This window comes from Mycobacterium sp. (assembly GCF_050701515.1).
Classification (GTDB): Bacteria; Actinomycetota; Actinomycetes; order Mycobacteriales; family Mycobacteriaceae; genus Mycobacterium.
This window is the reverse complement of the sequence record NZ_JBOGDB010000094.1, coordinates 29717-44728: the sequence shown is the minus strand read 5'-3', so window position 1 is coordinate 44728 and position 15012 is coordinate 29717. Positions and strand designations below refer to the sequence as shown.

The following is a 15012-nucleotide window of genomic DNA, read 5'->3' as shown; positions in this document are numbered from 1 at the left end:
GCGACGACCATCGGGCCGACCGGCCGTTCATCGTCACCACCAGCGGCCCGACCGGCGTCACGCGGACACCGGTGCGCGCCGTCATCGACGCGACCGGCACCTGGCTGTCCCCGAATCCGGTCGGCGCCGAAGGCATCCCCGCCATCGGCGAGCAGCAGGCCGGCGGACGGATCAGCTACGGCATCCCCGATGTGCACGGCGCTCAACGCGACCGCTACGCGGGCCGGCGAGTCGCCGTCATCGGCAGCGGGCATTCGGCCAAACACGTCATCCGTGAACTGTCGCTCCTGACCGAAGAGGCCGCCGGCACCACGGTCACGTGGATCGTGCGCCGGGGCGAGAACGACAACGTCTTCGGGAACGAGGTCGACACCCGGCTCCCCGAGCGGGGACGGCTCGGCGCCGACGCGCACCGGCTGGTCTCCTCCGGTCGGGTGCGACTCGAGACGGGCTTCCGTGTCGAACGAACCGACGTCGGCGAGTCGGGCATCGTGTTGGTGTCGGCCGAGGGCCAAGCGGTCGGGCCGTTCGACGAGATCATCGCGGCCACCGGATTCCGCCCCGACTTCGGTTTTCTGCGCGAGGTGCGCCTCGACCTCGACCCCTGGGTGGAGAGCACCCGGGCGTTGGCTCCGCTGATCGACCCCAACGTGCACTCCTGTGGTTCGGTGCCGCCGCACGGCGCAGCCGAACTCGCACATCCCGAGGAAGGGTTCTTTGCGATCGGCGCCAAGAGTTACGGCCGCGCGCCCAACCTGCTGCTGGCAACCGGTTTTGAGCAAGCCCGCTCGGTGGTCGCCGAGCTGGCCGGCGACCACGACGCCGCCGCCCGCGTCGAACTGGTCCTTCCGGCATCCGGGTCGGCCTGCGGCGTCAAGACCGAACCGGCGCCAGAGGCGCGCGAGCCGGAGCTGGCGACCAGTGCCTGCTGCGGCTGACACCCTACGGTCAGGCCCGCCAGAACTGCGGCGGGCCACGATCGCGCTGGCGATCACCCAGCTGATCTCCTGGGGGGTGCTGTACTACGCCTTCGCCGTCGTGGCGCCGGACATGGCCCGCGAACCGGGCTGGGGTGTCACGGCGGTCAGTGGCGCGTTCTCGGTGGGACTGCTGGTGTCCGGTCTGTCCGCGCGCGCCGTGGCCGCGCTGTTGGGGCGGCTCGGACCACGGGTGGTCATGACCGCCGGCTCCCTGCTGACCATCATCGCGACGACGCTGTGGGCATCGGCGTCCTCGGTCGTCACGCTGTACGCGGCGTGGACTCTGATCGGCGCGGCAATGGCCGCCACCCTCTACGAACCCGCGATTGTCGTTCTCACCCTGCTCGATTCACACCGAATGCGTCGCACCATCGCCACCGTCACCGTGGCCGGCGGACTTGCCAGCACCATCTTCGTGCCACTGACCCAGCACCTCGTCGAAACGCTCGACTGGCGTGGTGCCGTCGCGGTTCTCGGATGCGGCGGCGGCGGCGCGACAGCGGCACTACACGCCCGGTACCTGCCCCGGCAGGTCGTCCCGGTGCCACGTCATCCGCCGAAATCGCCGGGTCCGCCCACCCGGTCGCGCCCGATGCGGCGCCTGCGCCTCGCGTACCTGCTCGGGCAGGCGAGCGCGGTGGCCGCGACGGCGTTGGTCGTCACGATGCTCATCGACCGAGGTGTCGATCCGCGCGCGGCGGGGTTCGTGCTCGCGTCGAGCGGGGTGGGCAAGGTCGCCGGACGCCTGGTCCTCGCCGGCCGGATCGGCCGAGCACCACCGGAATTGCTCGCCGCGGCAGCCGCTGCGCTGCACGCCACCGCAGTGGCCAGCATGCTCGCGACGACGTCGACACCCTGGCTGTACCTCGCCGGCCTGACGTGCGGCGCGGCCGCTGGAACGAGCAGCGTGCTCCGCCCGCTTATGGTGACCCGGCAGGTGTCGCTGCACACGTTCGCCTCGGCGAACGCGCGGTTGCACACCTCGGCTACCTTTGCGCGCGCCCTCGGCCCGCTGATCGTCGGGAGCATGGCCGCACACACGGGTTGGACCGCAGGGTGGGCCCTCGTGGTCGGCGGACTCGCCACCGCCGCCGGTACGTACGCGGGTCTCGGAAAATCGTGCCGGAAACTGGAGCGCGAGCGTTCTGGACTTTGCCTGCCGACATACAGCAGATCGCGGCGGAAACCGACAAGTCTTAATTGATGCCGTCTCGCACACGCCACGGGCATGACAACGCGGCTGAGACTATGACACGCGCGGTGAGAACCTACTTCCGGTTGTCGAGATACAGCGAAGATTGACCAGAATCGCCGGGCTAGTTTGACAAGACTTCGGCGTGTCGCGAAGGCTTGTTAATCTTCGTTGCATCAGTGCTGTTGAGAGCTGCACCGCCGCGTCAGGAACCGGCTAACTGCCCCGGTGAACCCCGCCGCCACTAAGGCGGCCGCGGCCGCGCGGCTGGCCCACCTGTGCCGGCAACACGACGTTCACCGTCGCCCCGTTGTCGAGTTGCAGCGAAGATTAGCAGGAATTGCCGGGCCACTTTGGCTGGGAAATCACATAAAGCCGCCACGAACTCGATCACGCCGAATCGCACTGGCCGTCAGGCGAAATCAAGAACGGCACGCCATCCCCAATACCCTCGCCGTCCAACCAGCTCGCGATCACATCGGCGGGCAGGCTCTGCAGCGTTTGGCTGCGAGTTCCCGGCCTGGCATCGGCTGCCGGTTCCCGCTCATATAACAGATCGCCCCGAACACCAGCGTGGCCGGTACGGCCAGCAGTTCACCCATGGGCGATCCTTCGACTATTGCTCACCACGACCCACACGCAGCCTTATACGGCCTACGTACGTAGATAGTACAGAGCAGAACGTAGTAGGCTTCGAACTCTGGCGCTACCAACTCCAACGCCTGTCCAGCTGACCATGCCCTACGCGCCGGGCGGTGATCGCGATGACACCTAAAGATGGCGCGGTCGATCGCACCGCGCTGGCGACCGATCTGGAGCGGGCCCGCGTCGAATTCCATCAACTACTCGCCGAGGCCGAGGGTCACGATGCCTGGACGAAGTCGACGCGCGGCACACGGTGGACCAACGAGCAGCTGTTGTTCCACATGGTGTTCGGTTACATGATCGTGCAGCGACTGCTGATTCTCGTGCGGATCTTCGACCGACTACCCGATCCCGTCAGCCGCGTCTTCGCCCGCGTCCTCAACGCCACAACAACGCCGTTCCACACGATCAACTATTGCGGCTCCTGCGCGGCCGCCCTCGTCTACAACCGACACCGTATGGGGACAAAGCTCGACCGCGTGATCGCCTCGCTCCAACACAAACTCGCCCGGGAACGCGACGAGGCCTTCCACCGCGGCATGCACTACCCGACGCGATGGGATCCGTTCTTCAACGACTACATGACGCTGGAAGACATCTACCGCTACCCCGGACAGCATTTCGACTTCCACCAACGCCAACTCACGATCAGCAATGCAGCCAACTGATGCAAGGGCTGACCGGCAGGAGTTAAGAACCCATTCCCATCATCCCGTTCCCCATCATCCCCTCCATCATCGCCGGCATTCCATCGACGACGAAACCGGTGACTTCGCGTGCATGGGCGCGGATGAATTGGGTTAGATCGGGGTCGCTCGCCGTTTCCACCGCGACCACCCCTTTGTCGGTGAAACTGATCTGCCGCTGATAGTCAGCAGCGCGACGGAACAGCGTCGGCAGGCTTGAGCTCATGCACATGACCTCGGCGCCCTCGTTGAGATGCGAGTACATCGACGACACATGCGCCTGCAGTTCGGCCGCGAGGTCGGGAGAGTCCGATTCGGTGGTGGTGCGGACGCCTCCGGGAATGTCTTCCACGCTGCGCCTGAGCTCACTATGTCGCATGAACATGTTCATGTATCTGCTCATGTCCGTGTCCGACATGCCGCCCATCCCCGGGCCGTTCGCGTGGCTGACGGGCACGTCGACGACGTTGCGCAGGACGTATCCCAGACCAACCAGGCCGCCCCCGGTGGCGAGCACGGCGAGCGCCGCCCGCCTCGTCAATTTGGCCATATCCGATGACCTCCTGTCCCTGTCGCGTCGACCGTTTCAATCTACTATGTCAATACGTAGATAGCGGGCGCACCGTGGAAGCGAACGCGATTCACCGGTGTTCGCGCAGCGCCGACAGACGTTGTCGATATTCGTTTTCGTCGATCTCGCCGCGCGCGAAGCGTTCGGCGAGCACGTCTTCGGCGCGGTTCTGTCCGGAACTGGTGGCGCTCGCGGCGGAGCCGCGCGAGCCAGTCAGGTAGCGAATGGCAAGGACCACCGCGGTGATCACGAGCGCCCAGAAGGCCACCATCCCCACCGTCATCAGGGTCCAGCCGGCCCATCCCCAGCCGTCTGCGTCATACCACATCATCATCGTTCACCCCTTTCTGAGCTGAACTTGCGTAGTGGCCGAAACAGCCAGGGAGCCACGCGAATTGGGAAGTAGTCATGGCGAGGTCTCACATCGTGACCAGTTGTGAAGCGGCCATCGCGATGCCGAGGGTGACGACATAGACGGTGCCCATCGCGATCGCGTGCCGGCCAACCGTGCGCAGGACGGCGCGCAAATTCAGCGGCGAGATGCCCTGTTGTCGCAGGTGGCGAAGCGGCCACAGCGCCATGACGGCCACGCTGCCGAGGATGAAATAGACCTGGTAACGGTCCATCAGGGTGGTGAAGAAACCTGCGGCGCCCAGGCCAGCGGCGGTGGTGATTGCCGCGGTGATGCAGCACAGGCCGCCCAGCAACCCGGATTCCGGGCTGGCCCGCAAGGAGCGCACGTCCGTCCAGCGCCGCCACCGGGGTGTCGGGCTGTCGAGTTCAGTCGTTTGTATTGTCACGATGCGCCTTTCGGTTTGCGAGCCCGACCGAGGATGTGGGCATGCGGGGGAACGAATTTCAACGGCGCGTAGGTGAATCGGTCGAGTTCGTCGATCTCGAAGCCGGCCGCCTCAATGGCCGCGCGGCTGTCACGGTTGAGGTGACAGCCACCCCCTATCGCAGACCACACTGGTGTGATCGCGTCTTGGAAGACTCCGAGCAGCGGGCGGCCGGAACGGACGTGTTCGAAGAACCGCAGTTCCAATGGGTGATTGCCCGCACTGCACGCAAGGGTAGCCGTGCCCGCGTGACAGTTATGCGACGCTGAACGGCCGGGCGTTCAATCGGTGGCGTGTTCCTGCTGCCGAGGCAACGCACAGACGCGAACTATTCAGCGGTTCCCATATGTCAGCATGGACTGTACTGTTTTGTGTGTGATGACATATGAGGAGCGGGAATCGGCGCTCGCACGGGTGGGGCGTGCGCTTGCTGATCCGACTCGCTGCCGAATTCTGATCGCTCTGCTGGACGGGGTGAGCTACCCAGGCCGGCTCGCCAGCCAGCTGGGGCTGACCCGATCCAATGTCTCTAACCACCTGTCTTGTCTGCGCGGCTGCGGCTTGGTGGTGGCGACGTATGAGGGGCGCCAAGTCCGCTACGCACTTGCTGATGAGCATCTGTCCCGCGCGTTGAGCGAGCTGGTGAAGGTTGTGCTCGCCGTGGATTCTGCGCAGCCGTGCGTCGACGAGAACGACTCGGCCATCGCGACGACGGCTTTGGAGGTGGCCCGGTGAGCGAAAATGCCGACCGCCCCGTTCTGCCGTTCGCCGCGCCTACGACGGGGTCGGATGGTTGCGCCGATGAGTGCTGCCGTATCGGCGCAACCGTCTTCCAGCCCCGTGGTGCAAATGGACGCAGGTCGGCGGGCCGTGCTGTCTCGGCGGGTGCGGCTGCTGGTCGCCGCCACGATCACCTACAACATCGTCGAGGCGATCGTCGCGATCTCGGCTGGAACGGTGGCCTCGTCGACCGCACTGATCGGCTTCGGCCTCGATTCGGTCATTGAGGTGGCTTCCGCTGCGGCGGTGGCATGGCAGTTCGCGGGCAAGGACCCGGAGGCCCGCGAACGGACTGCGCTGAAGATCATCGCGGTGTCGTTTTTCGCGCTGGCGGCCTACATCACGGTGGAGTCGGTCCGCTCGCTGCTCGGCGCCGATGCCGCTGAACATTCCTCCATCGGGATCGTTCTGGCGGCGGTGTCGCTGCTGGTGATGCCGTTGCTGTCGTACGCACAACGCCGAGCCGGTCGCGAGCTGGGCTCTGCGAGCGCAGTCGCCGACTCCAAGCAGACCCTGCTGTGCACCTACCGGTCTGGCGTACTGCTTGTCGGATTGCTCGTTAATTCGCTGTTCGGTTGGTCGTGGGCCGATCCGATCGTCGCCTTGGTCATCGCAGCTGTCGCGGTAAAGGAAGGTCGCGAGGGCTTGGCGCGGAGAGCACTGCTGCTGACTAGCGCATCGGACCAGGGCAATACTGGACCCGATGGACAGCGTCTCAGCGTCCGACGGCCATCACGGCGTGCGATTGATGCGGGTTGAACCGGTTGACCGGTACCCGTGGTGGACCACCGTCGCGCTGGTCACCGCGGCGACGACGGTATTGCTTGCGGTGGTTGGGCTGCCCCCGATCGATTTGCACGGTCCACTGCACTATTTCGGCATCATGGACCCCTTGTGCGGTGGCACGCGTTCTGTCTACCTGACCACGCATGCTCATCTGGCTGCCGCGATCCAGTACAACCCTGCCGCGCCGCTGGTGCCCCTCGTCACCCTGGCACTTCTTGTTCGGGCATTTGTGGGCCGCGTGTTCGGATGGTGGATTACGCCGCCGAGACCGCGCCGCGCCGTCGTCGTGTGGTGCGTCGTAATCGCGCTGGTCGCGCTGGAGATTAACCAACAGTTGCACGCCGAATTGCTGACCAGTCCCTGGCCCGCTTGAACGGCGGTCAAGGTACCGCAATGAAAGCCATTGGGCCAGTGTGTACTTGGAACCGTCTGCCGCAGCGAGCCGCTGTCACATTCCGCACAGAAGCATGCCGGAAGCGGCGAGCAAGACGGTAGCCACTGGGCCGCCCGAGGTGATGGCGATGAGCGCGGCGGTCAACGCCTTTCGGCCCAATTCCGGGTTCCGTGCGGTGGCTAAACGCTCGGCTCGAGCCAACACCGCAACGCCGGCCGCACCCATGACACCCGAGGGGACGGGCGTAGCGCCGGTGAGGGCGAGAATCCCGTCCAGAATCGGTTGTGGTCCGTGTTCGCGGGCAGCGGCGTCGTCGGCGCACATCTCGACCAACCGCGAAATGTGGTGCGCTCCTTCGGTCATCAACCTCAGGCGGGGGAAGGTCGCCGCCAGACTGCGCGCGACGGCAACGATCTCGGGATGGCGACCGTCAAGGTGCGCGCGCTCATGGGCAAGGATCGCGGCCAGCTGCGGCTTGGTCAGCGTCGCAAGTGCGGCGCTAGTGATGACGACAGCGTCTGGACGGCCGGCAATGCAGTAGGCCGCAGGCTCTGGCGCATCAATGACCGTCGCGTCGAGACCAGCCTGTCGGCGGCCGACCAGACGTACAGCAGATGCATGCCCGTGAGTTTGGCTCCGCATCCGCACGAGCGTCCGCACCAATCGCGCAGCGCTGACCGCGACTGCCACGGCACCGAGTACAACAAAAATGAGCAGCCCGAGCTGCAAAGCGGTTCCAGCGTTACCGGCAGCGAGGCCACGCAGAGTCGCCAGGCAACTGGCAAGCACCGAACCCGGATGGTTCCAATGATGAACGAGCTCGGCGAGTACAAACATGGTCGCCACAGCCCAGGACACCAGCACGCTTCCGATCGCGGTCACCCAGGCGGCCACGCCGAGACGCGGAGAATAGCCAGGTTGCGTCAATCTCCGCAGCACCGGCGGTCCGACTACCAGCACCACCATGCTGTAAAGCAGTAAGCAGGCCGCGACACTCACTTAGTTGCCCTTCGGCTTCGCGCCGCGATCCGTCGCAATGCCGCGCGGAGCCGAGCCGATTCCTCCGGGCCGATCTGCTCGACGAAGTGGTTGAGCACCAACTCCGAACGCCCCCCGCCATCGAGTGCGTCCCGCATCAACCGGGCACTGTGCTGTTCTCGTGTCAGCGTCGGCCAGTACCGATAGGCCTTCCCGTCCTTCTCGCGCGCCAGCCAGCCCTTGCCGTGCAAATTGTCCATGGTGGACATCACGGTGGTGTACGCAATCTCACGTTCGGCGGCGAGTTCATCGAAGATCTCACGAACGGTCGTGGTCTGCGCGTCGCGGTTCCAGATGCGTTCCATAATCACCGCTTCGAGTTCTCCGAATCCCCGCGCGCGCATGTCCTGTCTCCTGTCGCCTGTGTCACAGCATACGGCCGCGGCGGCGCCGAGCCTGTGTGCCGGATTGTGTCCGCGTCTGATCTCGGTGTTTCCTACGATCTCGGTACGGAGATCGTAGACTGTCGCCGTGGACCTCGTCACGCGCGTCCACGAACGAGTCAACCGGCAGAACCGGGTCGCGGTTGCGTCGGCAGTCACGCTTGCGCTGCTCGCCGGGTGCGGGACTGGCGGCGACGCGCGCCCTCCAGCGCTCGAGCACATTCACGGCCTCGGGGTAAACCCCGCCGATGGAATGCTGTACGTGGCCAGCCACCATGGTGTGTTCCGGCTCGACGGCCAAGGCGACAGCGAGCAGATCGCCGGTCGCACACAGGATTTCATGGGCTTCACCATCGTCGGTCCGAACCACTTCCTCGCAAGCGGCCACCCCGGTCCGCACGATGAAAGCCAACCGTCAAACCTCGGTCTCATCGAAAGCACCGACGCAGCACAGAACTGGACAGCCCTGTCGCTGTCGGGCGAGGCCGATTTTCATGGGATGGAAGCCAAGCACGGCAGGATCTACGGCTACGACAGCCAGTCCGGCCAGATCATGGTCAGCACAGACATGCAGAACTGGGACCGCAGCGCCAGGCTCGGTATCGCCGACATCGCCGTCGCTCCCGATCAACCCGACGAAATCGTCGCCACCACCAAACAGGGCCCCACTCGCAGCACCGACGGTGGACAAACGTTCGCGGTCCTGTCACACGCTCCGCTTCTCAGTCTCGCCGACTGGCCCTCCTCCGGGCGGCTAGTCGGTGTCGCCCCGGACGGCGTCGTGTACATGAGCTCTGATCGGGGCGCAACCTGGGCCCGCCGAGGGCAAGTAGCCGGTAGTCCACAAGCGATCACGACTCACGGTGACGCGGAGATCTACATCGCCACGGATGACGCAATCCACCACAGCAGCGACAACGGCGCGACATTCACAGTGTTTCATCGCATCGACAACGGGTGATCTCCACCAACGAATGCGTGAGCCGAAGCGCATCATCTACTATTTACGTACCAAGCACGTAGATGGCTGTCGATGCCCTTCATCAGATCTTCATCGAAGGACTAGTTATTAGGGCATATCGACGGTGCAAGAGACTGTGAAGGGAACTGTTGTCGCCCGGCGAGTTGCTATCCGCCGACAAACACGGAGGGTTGTATGCGGCAGGTCGGATCGGTGACCCGTCGGCGCCGACTCACGTTCTGGCTGATGGCAGCTGCGGCGGTATCGGCCGGGGTGCTTGCCCTCGGCGCGTGCGGTAGCAACGCGGCACCGCCGGCGCCGCAGGTAATCACCGATAAGGGCGATCCCTTCAGCAACCTGTTGGTGCCGAAGCTGCAGGCAACTGTGACCGACGGCGCCGTAGGCGTGGGGGTCGACGCGCCGGTCATGGTGAGCGCCGGCGACGGTGTGCTCGGGGCGGTGAGCATGCTCAACGAGGAGGGCGAGCCGGTGGCGGGCCAGCTCAGCCCGGACGGCCTGACCTGGTCGACGGCCGAACCGCTCGGGTACAACAAGCAGTACACGTTGCACGCCGAAGCGCTCGGATTGGGCGGCATAGCGCGCAACAGCATAACGTTCCAAACCCGCTCACCCGAGAACCTGACGATGCCCTACGTCCTGCCCAACGACGGGGAAGTCGTAGGAATTGGCCAGCCCATCGCAATTCGGTTCGACGAGGATATTCCCAACCGGTTAGCGGCCCAACAGGCGATCACCGTCACGGCCAACCCTCCAGTGGAGGGAGCGTTCTACTGGCTGAACAACCGCGAAGTACGTTGGCGCCCACAGAACTACTGGAAGCCCGGCACCACCGTGGAGGTACAGGTCAAGACCTACGGCGTCGACCTGGGTGATGGCCTATTCGGTCAAGAGGACGTCACGACACGGTTCACCATCGGCGACGAAGTGATCGCGACCGCCGACGATGCCAGCAAGACGATGACCGTGCGGGTCAACGGCGAAGTGGTCAAGACCATGCCGATCTCGATGGGCAAGAACAGCAGCCCGACCGACAATGGCACCTACATCATTGGTGACCGCTACCGCGATCTCATTATGGATTCGTCGACGTACGGGGTGCCGGTCAATTCACCGGAGGGGTACCGCCTCGAGGTCGAGTACGCCACCCAGATGTCCTACAGCGGCATCTACGTGCACTCCGCGCCATGGTCGGTGGGCAGCCAGGGCCGCAGCAATGTCAGCCACGGCTGCGTCAACGTCAGTCCAAGCAATGCGATCTGGTTCTACGACAACTCCAAGCGCGGCGACATCGTCGAGGTCATCAACACCGTGGGGTCGGCACTACCGGGCACTGATGGACTCGGAGACTGGAACATTCCGTGGGAGCAATGGCGCGCAGGCAACGCAACCATCTGACGCGTCTGGTCTCCGTCGTATGGTGCACGATGATCTGTTCACCGATAACGGCCAAGTACGACAACCGGAGCTCGGCATCTTCGCAACATGACTGAGCCACCAATGTTTCCGCGCGGTCAGTTGCACCGCCTGCAGCGCTTTCATCCGGCGCTGCCGGTAGCTACCGCGTGGGCAAGCGGGTTCCGCGGGCGGGGCGCCGAGGCGCTTGTTGACGAGCCGACCGTACCGGGTGGGCGATTCACGATCGGGACTACCTTTTCGGCGACGAGCTAGGCCTTCTGCAGCTCGAACAGCGGGATGGCCCGGCTGGTATTCGCTTGGTAGTCGGCGACTCCCGGTGCCGCCATGGCGATCTTGGGGAACGTCTCGTCCCGCTCCGCAGGCGCCAACTCGCGGGCGATCACGTCGAAGGATTCCGTGCCGACTTCGATGTGCGCCCGCGGGTTGGCCCGCAGGTTGTGCACCCACGCGGGATCGATGTCCGCGCCGGCGTAGGCGCCGACGATCAGCATCTTGTTGTCGATGCGCAGGTAGGCGAGCGGGACCAGACGCGGCTGGCCGGACTTCGCTCCGGTCGTCGTCAGCAGCAACAGATTCGCACCCTGGTGCTGTCCGTCGGCCTTACCGCCATTGGCGCGGAACTGATCGACAATCCCGGCGTTGAACGCCTTCAATGTGTTGGCATCGGGTATCTGTTCGGTCACGACTGGTCAACCTTCTTTGGCTTGGCGTTTCTTGCAGACTCTTTGTGCTGCTGCGCCATGACACCGACGCCGCGGGCAAGGTCGGGGTGGACGCCGGGGATCAGGCCTGCGCCGCCGGCGATCCGCTGCAGTAGTACGCGCAGGATGTTTCGTTCGTCGGCCGAAAGCGGCGCAGTAACCGTGTCTTCGAGCGCGCGGCTCGCCTTGTCCAGGTCTGGCAAGAGGCTGCGGGCATGGTCGGTGAGAGTGATAGCGAATGCTCGGCGGTCGTCGGGGTTTGCCAGCCGTGTGACCAGTCCGTCGGCTTCGAGGACGTCGATGACGGTCACCATCGCGTTGCGGTGAATGCCAAGTCGGGCCGAGAGCTGGCGCTGAGACTGGCCGTCGTCGGTCGCCAGCGCCATGAGCACCGCGTAGGTCCGCGGTTGCACGCCGATGCCGCTCATGCGGCGCTGAAACTCGCCAGCGACGTGCGACCCGAGTTGCGACAGCAGAAACGGGATCCGTTCGTCGAGCGCGGCAATCCCAGTCGGTCGATCGTCCACACCCGAACACTAGCACGATTTATGATAATCACTTATAGTGATGCTCATCTGTTGTGACGATTAATGGAGGTGTCATGAAACTAGCGATATTCGGTGCGAACGGTCAGACCGGCCGCCTCGCCACCGCACTGGCCCTGAACGCGGGCCACGAAGTCGTGGCGGTGACCCGCCGTCCGCGCGAGTTCCCGCTGGCCGGGCCGGGACTGACGGTGGCTGAGGCCGATGTGCGGGATGCTTCCGCGGTCCGGTCACTGGTGGCCGGGGTCAACGCCGTCGTGTCGACGCTCGGCGTCACGTTCACCCGTGAGCCGGTCGACACGTACTCGGTGGGGACCGGCAACATCGTGGCCGCCATGCGCACCGCTAAGACACGGCGCCTGGTCGTGGTCAGTTCGACGGCCGCCTACCCGACTCGCCGCCGCCGCGCCCCGCTCACCCTGCGGTTGGTGGAGCCGATCCTTACTAAAACGATCGGCAAGACCGTCTACGACGACTTCCGGCGCATGGAGACCATCGTGCGTGACAGCGACCTGGACTGGACCATCGTTCGCCCCTCGGGCCTGTTCGACCTGTCTGAACCCACCAACTACGTCCGCGGGGAGGTCGATCCCGTCGGCGGGTTCACCGCGCGCATAGACCTGGCTGACTACGTGGTGTCGCTGGCCACCGACTCGGCGACCGCGCGCCGGACCGTCATCGTCTCGACCACCGAGAACACTCCGAGCCTGTGGCAGATGATCCGTCGGGAAGCGGGCTCCGGCGAGTCCGCCGGGCCGGCGTCGGCGGCGGCTTCGTGAATTCGAGCATCGCTGTCGCCAAATCCGGCTGACGTGCCATCACCCACCGATGCCCCCTTCCTCGCTGAGTCCGACCTCGCGTAGCGAGCCCGACTCCTCGCATTCATCACAGATACGGAGACAACAGATGACGACGTCACACACCGACACAGCGACCACCGAGTCGGCCGCCGATCCAGCAGACCGGCCAGCTCTACTGCAGACGACATCGGCCTTCGCGGCGGTGCTGTTCAGTGGCCTGTTCGCGGGATTCCTGACCACCGTCCTGGTTTTCGAAGCCAGCCTGCGCGACTTCGGCGCCGCGGTTTACACCCAAGTCCGCCTCATCGAACTCGAGCACCTCGACGACTTGGCCACCGCACTGCTGGCGCCGGCCATCCTCGCCGCGGCGGCGCTGATGCTTGCCATGATCCGCCGACGCCACAGCGGCCGCTGGCTGGCACTGACCGCCGTACTTCTGCTACTGGCCTCCCTGGCGATCAGTGTGTCAATCAGCGTGCCGATCAACACCGACCAACAGAGCTGGTCGGTCCTGGCCCCACCGGGCGACTGGTCGAATGTGCGTGACCGCTGGCAGGTGGCCCATGCCGCGCGCACCACCACCGCCGTACTGGCCTTCGTGCTGCTCACATCGACAGTGGTGCCCCCGTCGTCATCGCGCAAGGCAGCCCAGGCCTCACGCGCACTCAGGAACAACCAAACTGAAAGGCCGACACCATGACAACAGTCCTCGTTACAGGCGCGACAGGTAATGTGGGCCGCCCGCTGGTCACCCTTGTGGTCAACGCCGGCGCCACAGTGCGCGCCGTCACTCGCCGTCCCGACATCGCCGGCTTCCCGGCAGGCGTGCAGATAGTGACGTCGGCGTCGGCGGCCGTTGACGGCGCCGACGCGGTGTTTCTCAATTCCCGGGCGCTCGGCGATGAGCTCCCGACGGTTGTGAAGCAGGCCCGAAGCGAGGGAGTGACCCGGCTCGTGGCGCTCTCGGCGATCAACGCCGACGACGACTTATCCCTTCAGCCGTCACGCTTCCGCGGCGACCGCAACCGAGAGGTCGAGCAGCTCGCCGTCGATTCCGGCTTGCAGTGGGTGAGCCTGCGCCCCGCGATGTTCGCCACCAACGCCGCCGGTGAGTGGTCGACTCAACTGCAGACCGGAAACGTGGTGAGCGGCCCGTACGCATCCGCCTCGATGGCACCCATCGTCGAACGCGACATCGCAGCGGTGGCCGCGCAGGCATTGCTCACCGATGGCCTCAACGGGCGCAAGATTGCGCTGACCGGTCCGCAAGCGTTCACCAACGCCGAGTTGGTCGACGTCATCGGTGCGGTTCTCGACCGCCCATTGCGTTACCAGGAGGTCCCGCCGGAGATCGTGCGGCAACATTTCGTCGGGCTGGGTTTCCCGGCCGCGTTCGCCGACGCCTATATCGCGTATCTGGCGGTGACCGTCGACAAGCCGGCTGCAGTGACCCATGAGGTGGAAATGATCCTGGGCCGTCCAGCGGAGTCGTTCGCGAACTGGATTGCCGACCATCGCGCCCTATTCACCGACCAGCAAGGAGAGTAATCCGTGACCGCACCAGAAGATTTCACGTTTGAATCCGCTTACCGGGGCGAGGCCCCCGGTCTCGGGGCCGGTCCCAGACCGCCGTGGAGTATCGGTGAACCGCAACCCGAACTCGCCGCGCTGATCGAGCAAGGGAAGTTCCACGGCGACGTACTCGACGTGGGGTGCGGTGAGGCGGCGATCTCGCTGTATCTCGCCGAACGCGGCTACACCACCGTGGGGCTTGACCTGTCACCGACCGCCATCGAGCTGGCCCGGGCTGAGGCGGCCAAGCGTGGGCTGACCAGCGCCACCTTCGACGTCGCTGACATCAGCGACTTCACCGGCTACGACCGCCGCTTCGGCACCATCGTCGACAGCACGCTGTTTCACTCCATCGCCGTCGAGGCGCGAAAGGGATACCTGCAGTCGATCGTGCGCGCCGCCGCCCCAGGAGCGTCGTACTTCGTGCTGGTCTTCGACCGCGCAGGCATGCCAGACGGTCCAGCCAACGCCGTGACCGACGAAGAGCTGCGTGACGTGGTGTCAACGTACTGGTCGATCGACGAGATCACGTCGGCCCGTCTTCACGCCGAGTTGTCAGAGGGCTTTTCGGCGTTGCCGTTGGGGGATGTGCGCGACGAGCCAAACGGACGTAAGTCCGTGCCCGGCTGGCTGCTGACCGCGCACCTGCCCTAGTCGAATTCAGTCCCTTATCGCGGCAGTGTTCCCGCCGCCGTGGCTAGC

Annotated in this window: 20 protein-coding genes and 1 pseudogene; 13 read left to right on the top strand and 8 right to left on the bottom strand. The window is 65.1% G+C overall.

Translation table 11 applies throughout. The annotated features are described in order from the left end of the window. On the top strand, positions 1-938 hold a 938-nt coding region (locus ACRDU5_RS08355; RefSeq protein ID WP_526614011.1), incomplete at its 5' end, for an NAD(P)/FAD-dependent oxidoreductase. Continuing rightward, positions 922-2184, top strand: a complete 1263-nt coding sequence (locus tag ACRDU5_RS08350; protein WP_526614010.1) for an MFS transporter — start codon at positions 922-924, stop codon at positions 2182-2184. The genes ACRDU5_RS08355 and ACRDU5_RS08350, both read left to right, overlap by 17 nt. Before the next feature lie 461 nt (positions 2185-2645). On the opposite strand, the gene ACRDU5_RS08345 is transcribed toward ACRDU5_RS08350, so the two are convergent. After that, positions 2646-2774, bottom strand: a complete 129-nt coding sequence (locus ACRDU5_RS08345) for a hypothetical protein (RefSeq protein ID WP_526614009.1) — start codon at positions 2772-2774, stop codon at positions 2646-2648. Between the two features lie 162 nt (positions 2775-2936). Between ACRDU5_RS08345 and ACRDU5_RS08340 the strand changes: the two genes are divergently transcribed. Next, entirely contained in the window at positions 2937-3485 is a 549-nt protein-coding gene (locus ACRDU5_RS08340) for a DinB family protein (protein ID WP_526614008.1), read from the top strand. A gap of 22 nt (positions 3486-3507) precedes the next feature. On the opposite strand, the gene ACRDU5_RS08335 is transcribed toward ACRDU5_RS08340, so the two are convergent. The 3 genes from ACRDU5_RS08335 to ACRDU5_RS08325 form a co-directional block, all read right to left on the bottom strand. Next, positions 3508-4053 carry a hypothetical protein gene (locus tag ACRDU5_RS08335; RefSeq protein ID WP_526614007.1) on the bottom strand — a complete coding sequence of 182 codons (546 nt, stop codon included), beginning with the start codon at positions 4051-4053 and terminating at the stop codon, positions 3508-3510. A 91-nt stretch (positions 4054-4144) separates the two neighbouring features. Next, positions 4145-4405: an SHOCT domain-containing protein gene (locus ACRDU5_RS08330; protein ID WP_526614015.1), complete on the bottom strand. Its 261-nt coding sequence runs from the start codon at positions 4403-4405 to the stop codon at positions 4145-4147. A gap of 88 nt (positions 4406-4493) precedes the next feature. Then, positions 4494-4874, bottom strand: a complete 381-nt coding sequence (locus ACRDU5_RS08325; RefSeq protein ID WP_526614006.1) for a hypothetical protein — start codon at positions 4872-4874, stop codon at positions 4494-4496. A gap of 41 nt (positions 4875-4915) precedes the next feature. Between ACRDU5_RS08325 and ACRDU5_RS08320 the strand changes: the two genes are divergently transcribed. From ACRDU5_RS08320 to ACRDU5_RS08305, 4 genes and pseudogenes are all read left to right on the top strand, one after another. Continuing rightward, complete coding sequence (locus tag ACRDU5_RS08320) at positions 4916-5182, top strand: hypothetical protein (protein ID WP_526614005.1); 267 nt, start codon at positions 4916-4918, stop codon at positions 5180-5182. Positions 5183-5288: 106 nt separating this feature from the next. Then, a complete protein-coding gene (cmtR, locus tag ACRDU5_RS08315) occupies positions 5289-5648 on the top strand; it encodes a Cd(II)/Pb(II)-sensing metalloregulatory transcriptional regulator CmtR (RefSeq protein WP_526614004.1) in 360 nt (119 codons plus the stop codon). 66 nt (positions 5649-5714) lie between these two features. Further along, a pseudogene (locus tag ACRDU5_RS08310) lies at positions 5715-6363 on the top strand (cation efflux transmembrane domain-containing protein). Positions 6364-6441: 78 nt separating this feature from the next. Beyond that, positions 6442-6852: a DUF2752 domain-containing protein gene (locus ACRDU5_RS08305; RefSeq protein WP_526614014.1), complete on the top strand. Its 411-nt coding sequence runs from the start codon at positions 6442-6444 to the stop codon at positions 6850-6852. A 75-nt stretch (positions 6853-6927) separates the two neighbouring features. Here ACRDU5_RS08305 and ACRDU5_RS08300 read toward each other — a convergent pair whose 3' ends face one another. Both ACRDU5_RS08300 and ACRDU5_RS08295 read right to left on the bottom strand, forming a co-directional pair. Continuing rightward, complete coding sequence (locus ACRDU5_RS08300; protein ID WP_526614003.1) at positions 6928-7515, bottom strand: M56 family metallopeptidase; 588 nt, start codon at positions 7513-7515, stop codon at positions 6928-6930. Between the two features lie 353 nt (positions 7516-7868). After that, positions 7869-8255, bottom strand: coding sequence for a BlaI/MecI/CopY family transcriptional regulator (locus tag ACRDU5_RS08295; RefSeq protein ID WP_526614002.1), 387 nt, complete (start codon positions 8253-8255; stop codon positions 7869-7871). Between the two features lie 127 nt (positions 8256-8382). Here ACRDU5_RS08295 and ACRDU5_RS08290 point away from each other — a divergent pair, with 127 nt between their 5' ends. Continuing rightward, on the top strand, positions 8383-9255 hold the full coding sequence (locus ACRDU5_RS08290; protein WP_526614001.1) for a F510_1955 family glycosylhydrolase: 873 nt from the start codon (positions 8383-8385) through the stop codon (positions 9253-9255). Between the two features lie 195 nt (positions 9256-9450). Then, positions 9451-10671, top strand: coding sequence for an Ig-like domain-containing protein (locus ACRDU5_RS08285; RefSeq protein WP_526614000.1), 1221 nt, complete (start codon positions 9451-9453; stop codon positions 10669-10671). 269 nt (positions 10672-10940) lie between these two features. Here the strand turns inward: ACRDU5_RS08285 and ACRDU5_RS08280 are convergent, their stop codons facing one another. Then, positions 10941-11375, bottom strand: a complete 435-nt coding sequence (locus ACRDU5_RS08280) for a nitroreductase family deazaflavin-dependent oxidoreductase (protein ID WP_526613999.1) — start codon at positions 11373-11375, stop codon at positions 10941-10943. Then, entirely contained in the window at positions 11372-11920 is a 549-nt protein-coding gene (locus ACRDU5_RS08275) for a MarR family winged helix-turn-helix transcriptional regulator (protein WP_526613998.1), read from the bottom strand. Before ACRDU5_RS08275 ends, ACRDU5_RS08280 begins: the two co-directional genes overlap by 4 nt. Positions 11921-11994: 74 nt before the next feature. On the opposite strand from ACRDU5_RS08275, the gene ACRDU5_RS08270 reads away from it, so the two are divergent. The 4 genes from ACRDU5_RS08270 (at position 11995) to ACRDU5_RS08255 (ending at position 14964) form a co-directional block, all read left to right on the top strand. Further along, entirely contained in the window at positions 11995-12717 is a 723-nt protein-coding gene (locus tag ACRDU5_RS08270) for an NAD(P)-dependent oxidoreductase (protein ID WP_526613997.1), read from the top strand. Positions 12718-12844: 127 nt separating this feature from the next. Next, positions 12845-13438 (top strand): anthrone oxygenase family protein, encoded by a 594-nt coding sequence (locus ACRDU5_RS08265; RefSeq protein ID WP_526613996.1) that lies wholly within the window; start codon positions 12845-12847, stop codon positions 13436-13438. Further along, complete coding sequence (locus tag ACRDU5_RS08260; RefSeq protein WP_526613995.1) at positions 13435-14286, top strand: NAD(P)H-binding protein; 852 nt, start codon at positions 13435-13437, stop codon at positions 14284-14286. The genes ACRDU5_RS08265 and ACRDU5_RS08260 overlap by 4 nt, the downstream gene beginning before the upstream one ends. 3 nt (positions 14287-14289) lie before the next feature. Continuing rightward, on the top strand, positions 14290-14964 hold the full coding sequence (locus ACRDU5_RS08255) for a class I SAM-dependent methyltransferase (RefSeq protein ID WP_526613994.1): 675 nt from the start codon (positions 14290-14292) through the stop codon (positions 14962-14964). Positions 14965-15012 lie beyond the last annotated feature (48 nt).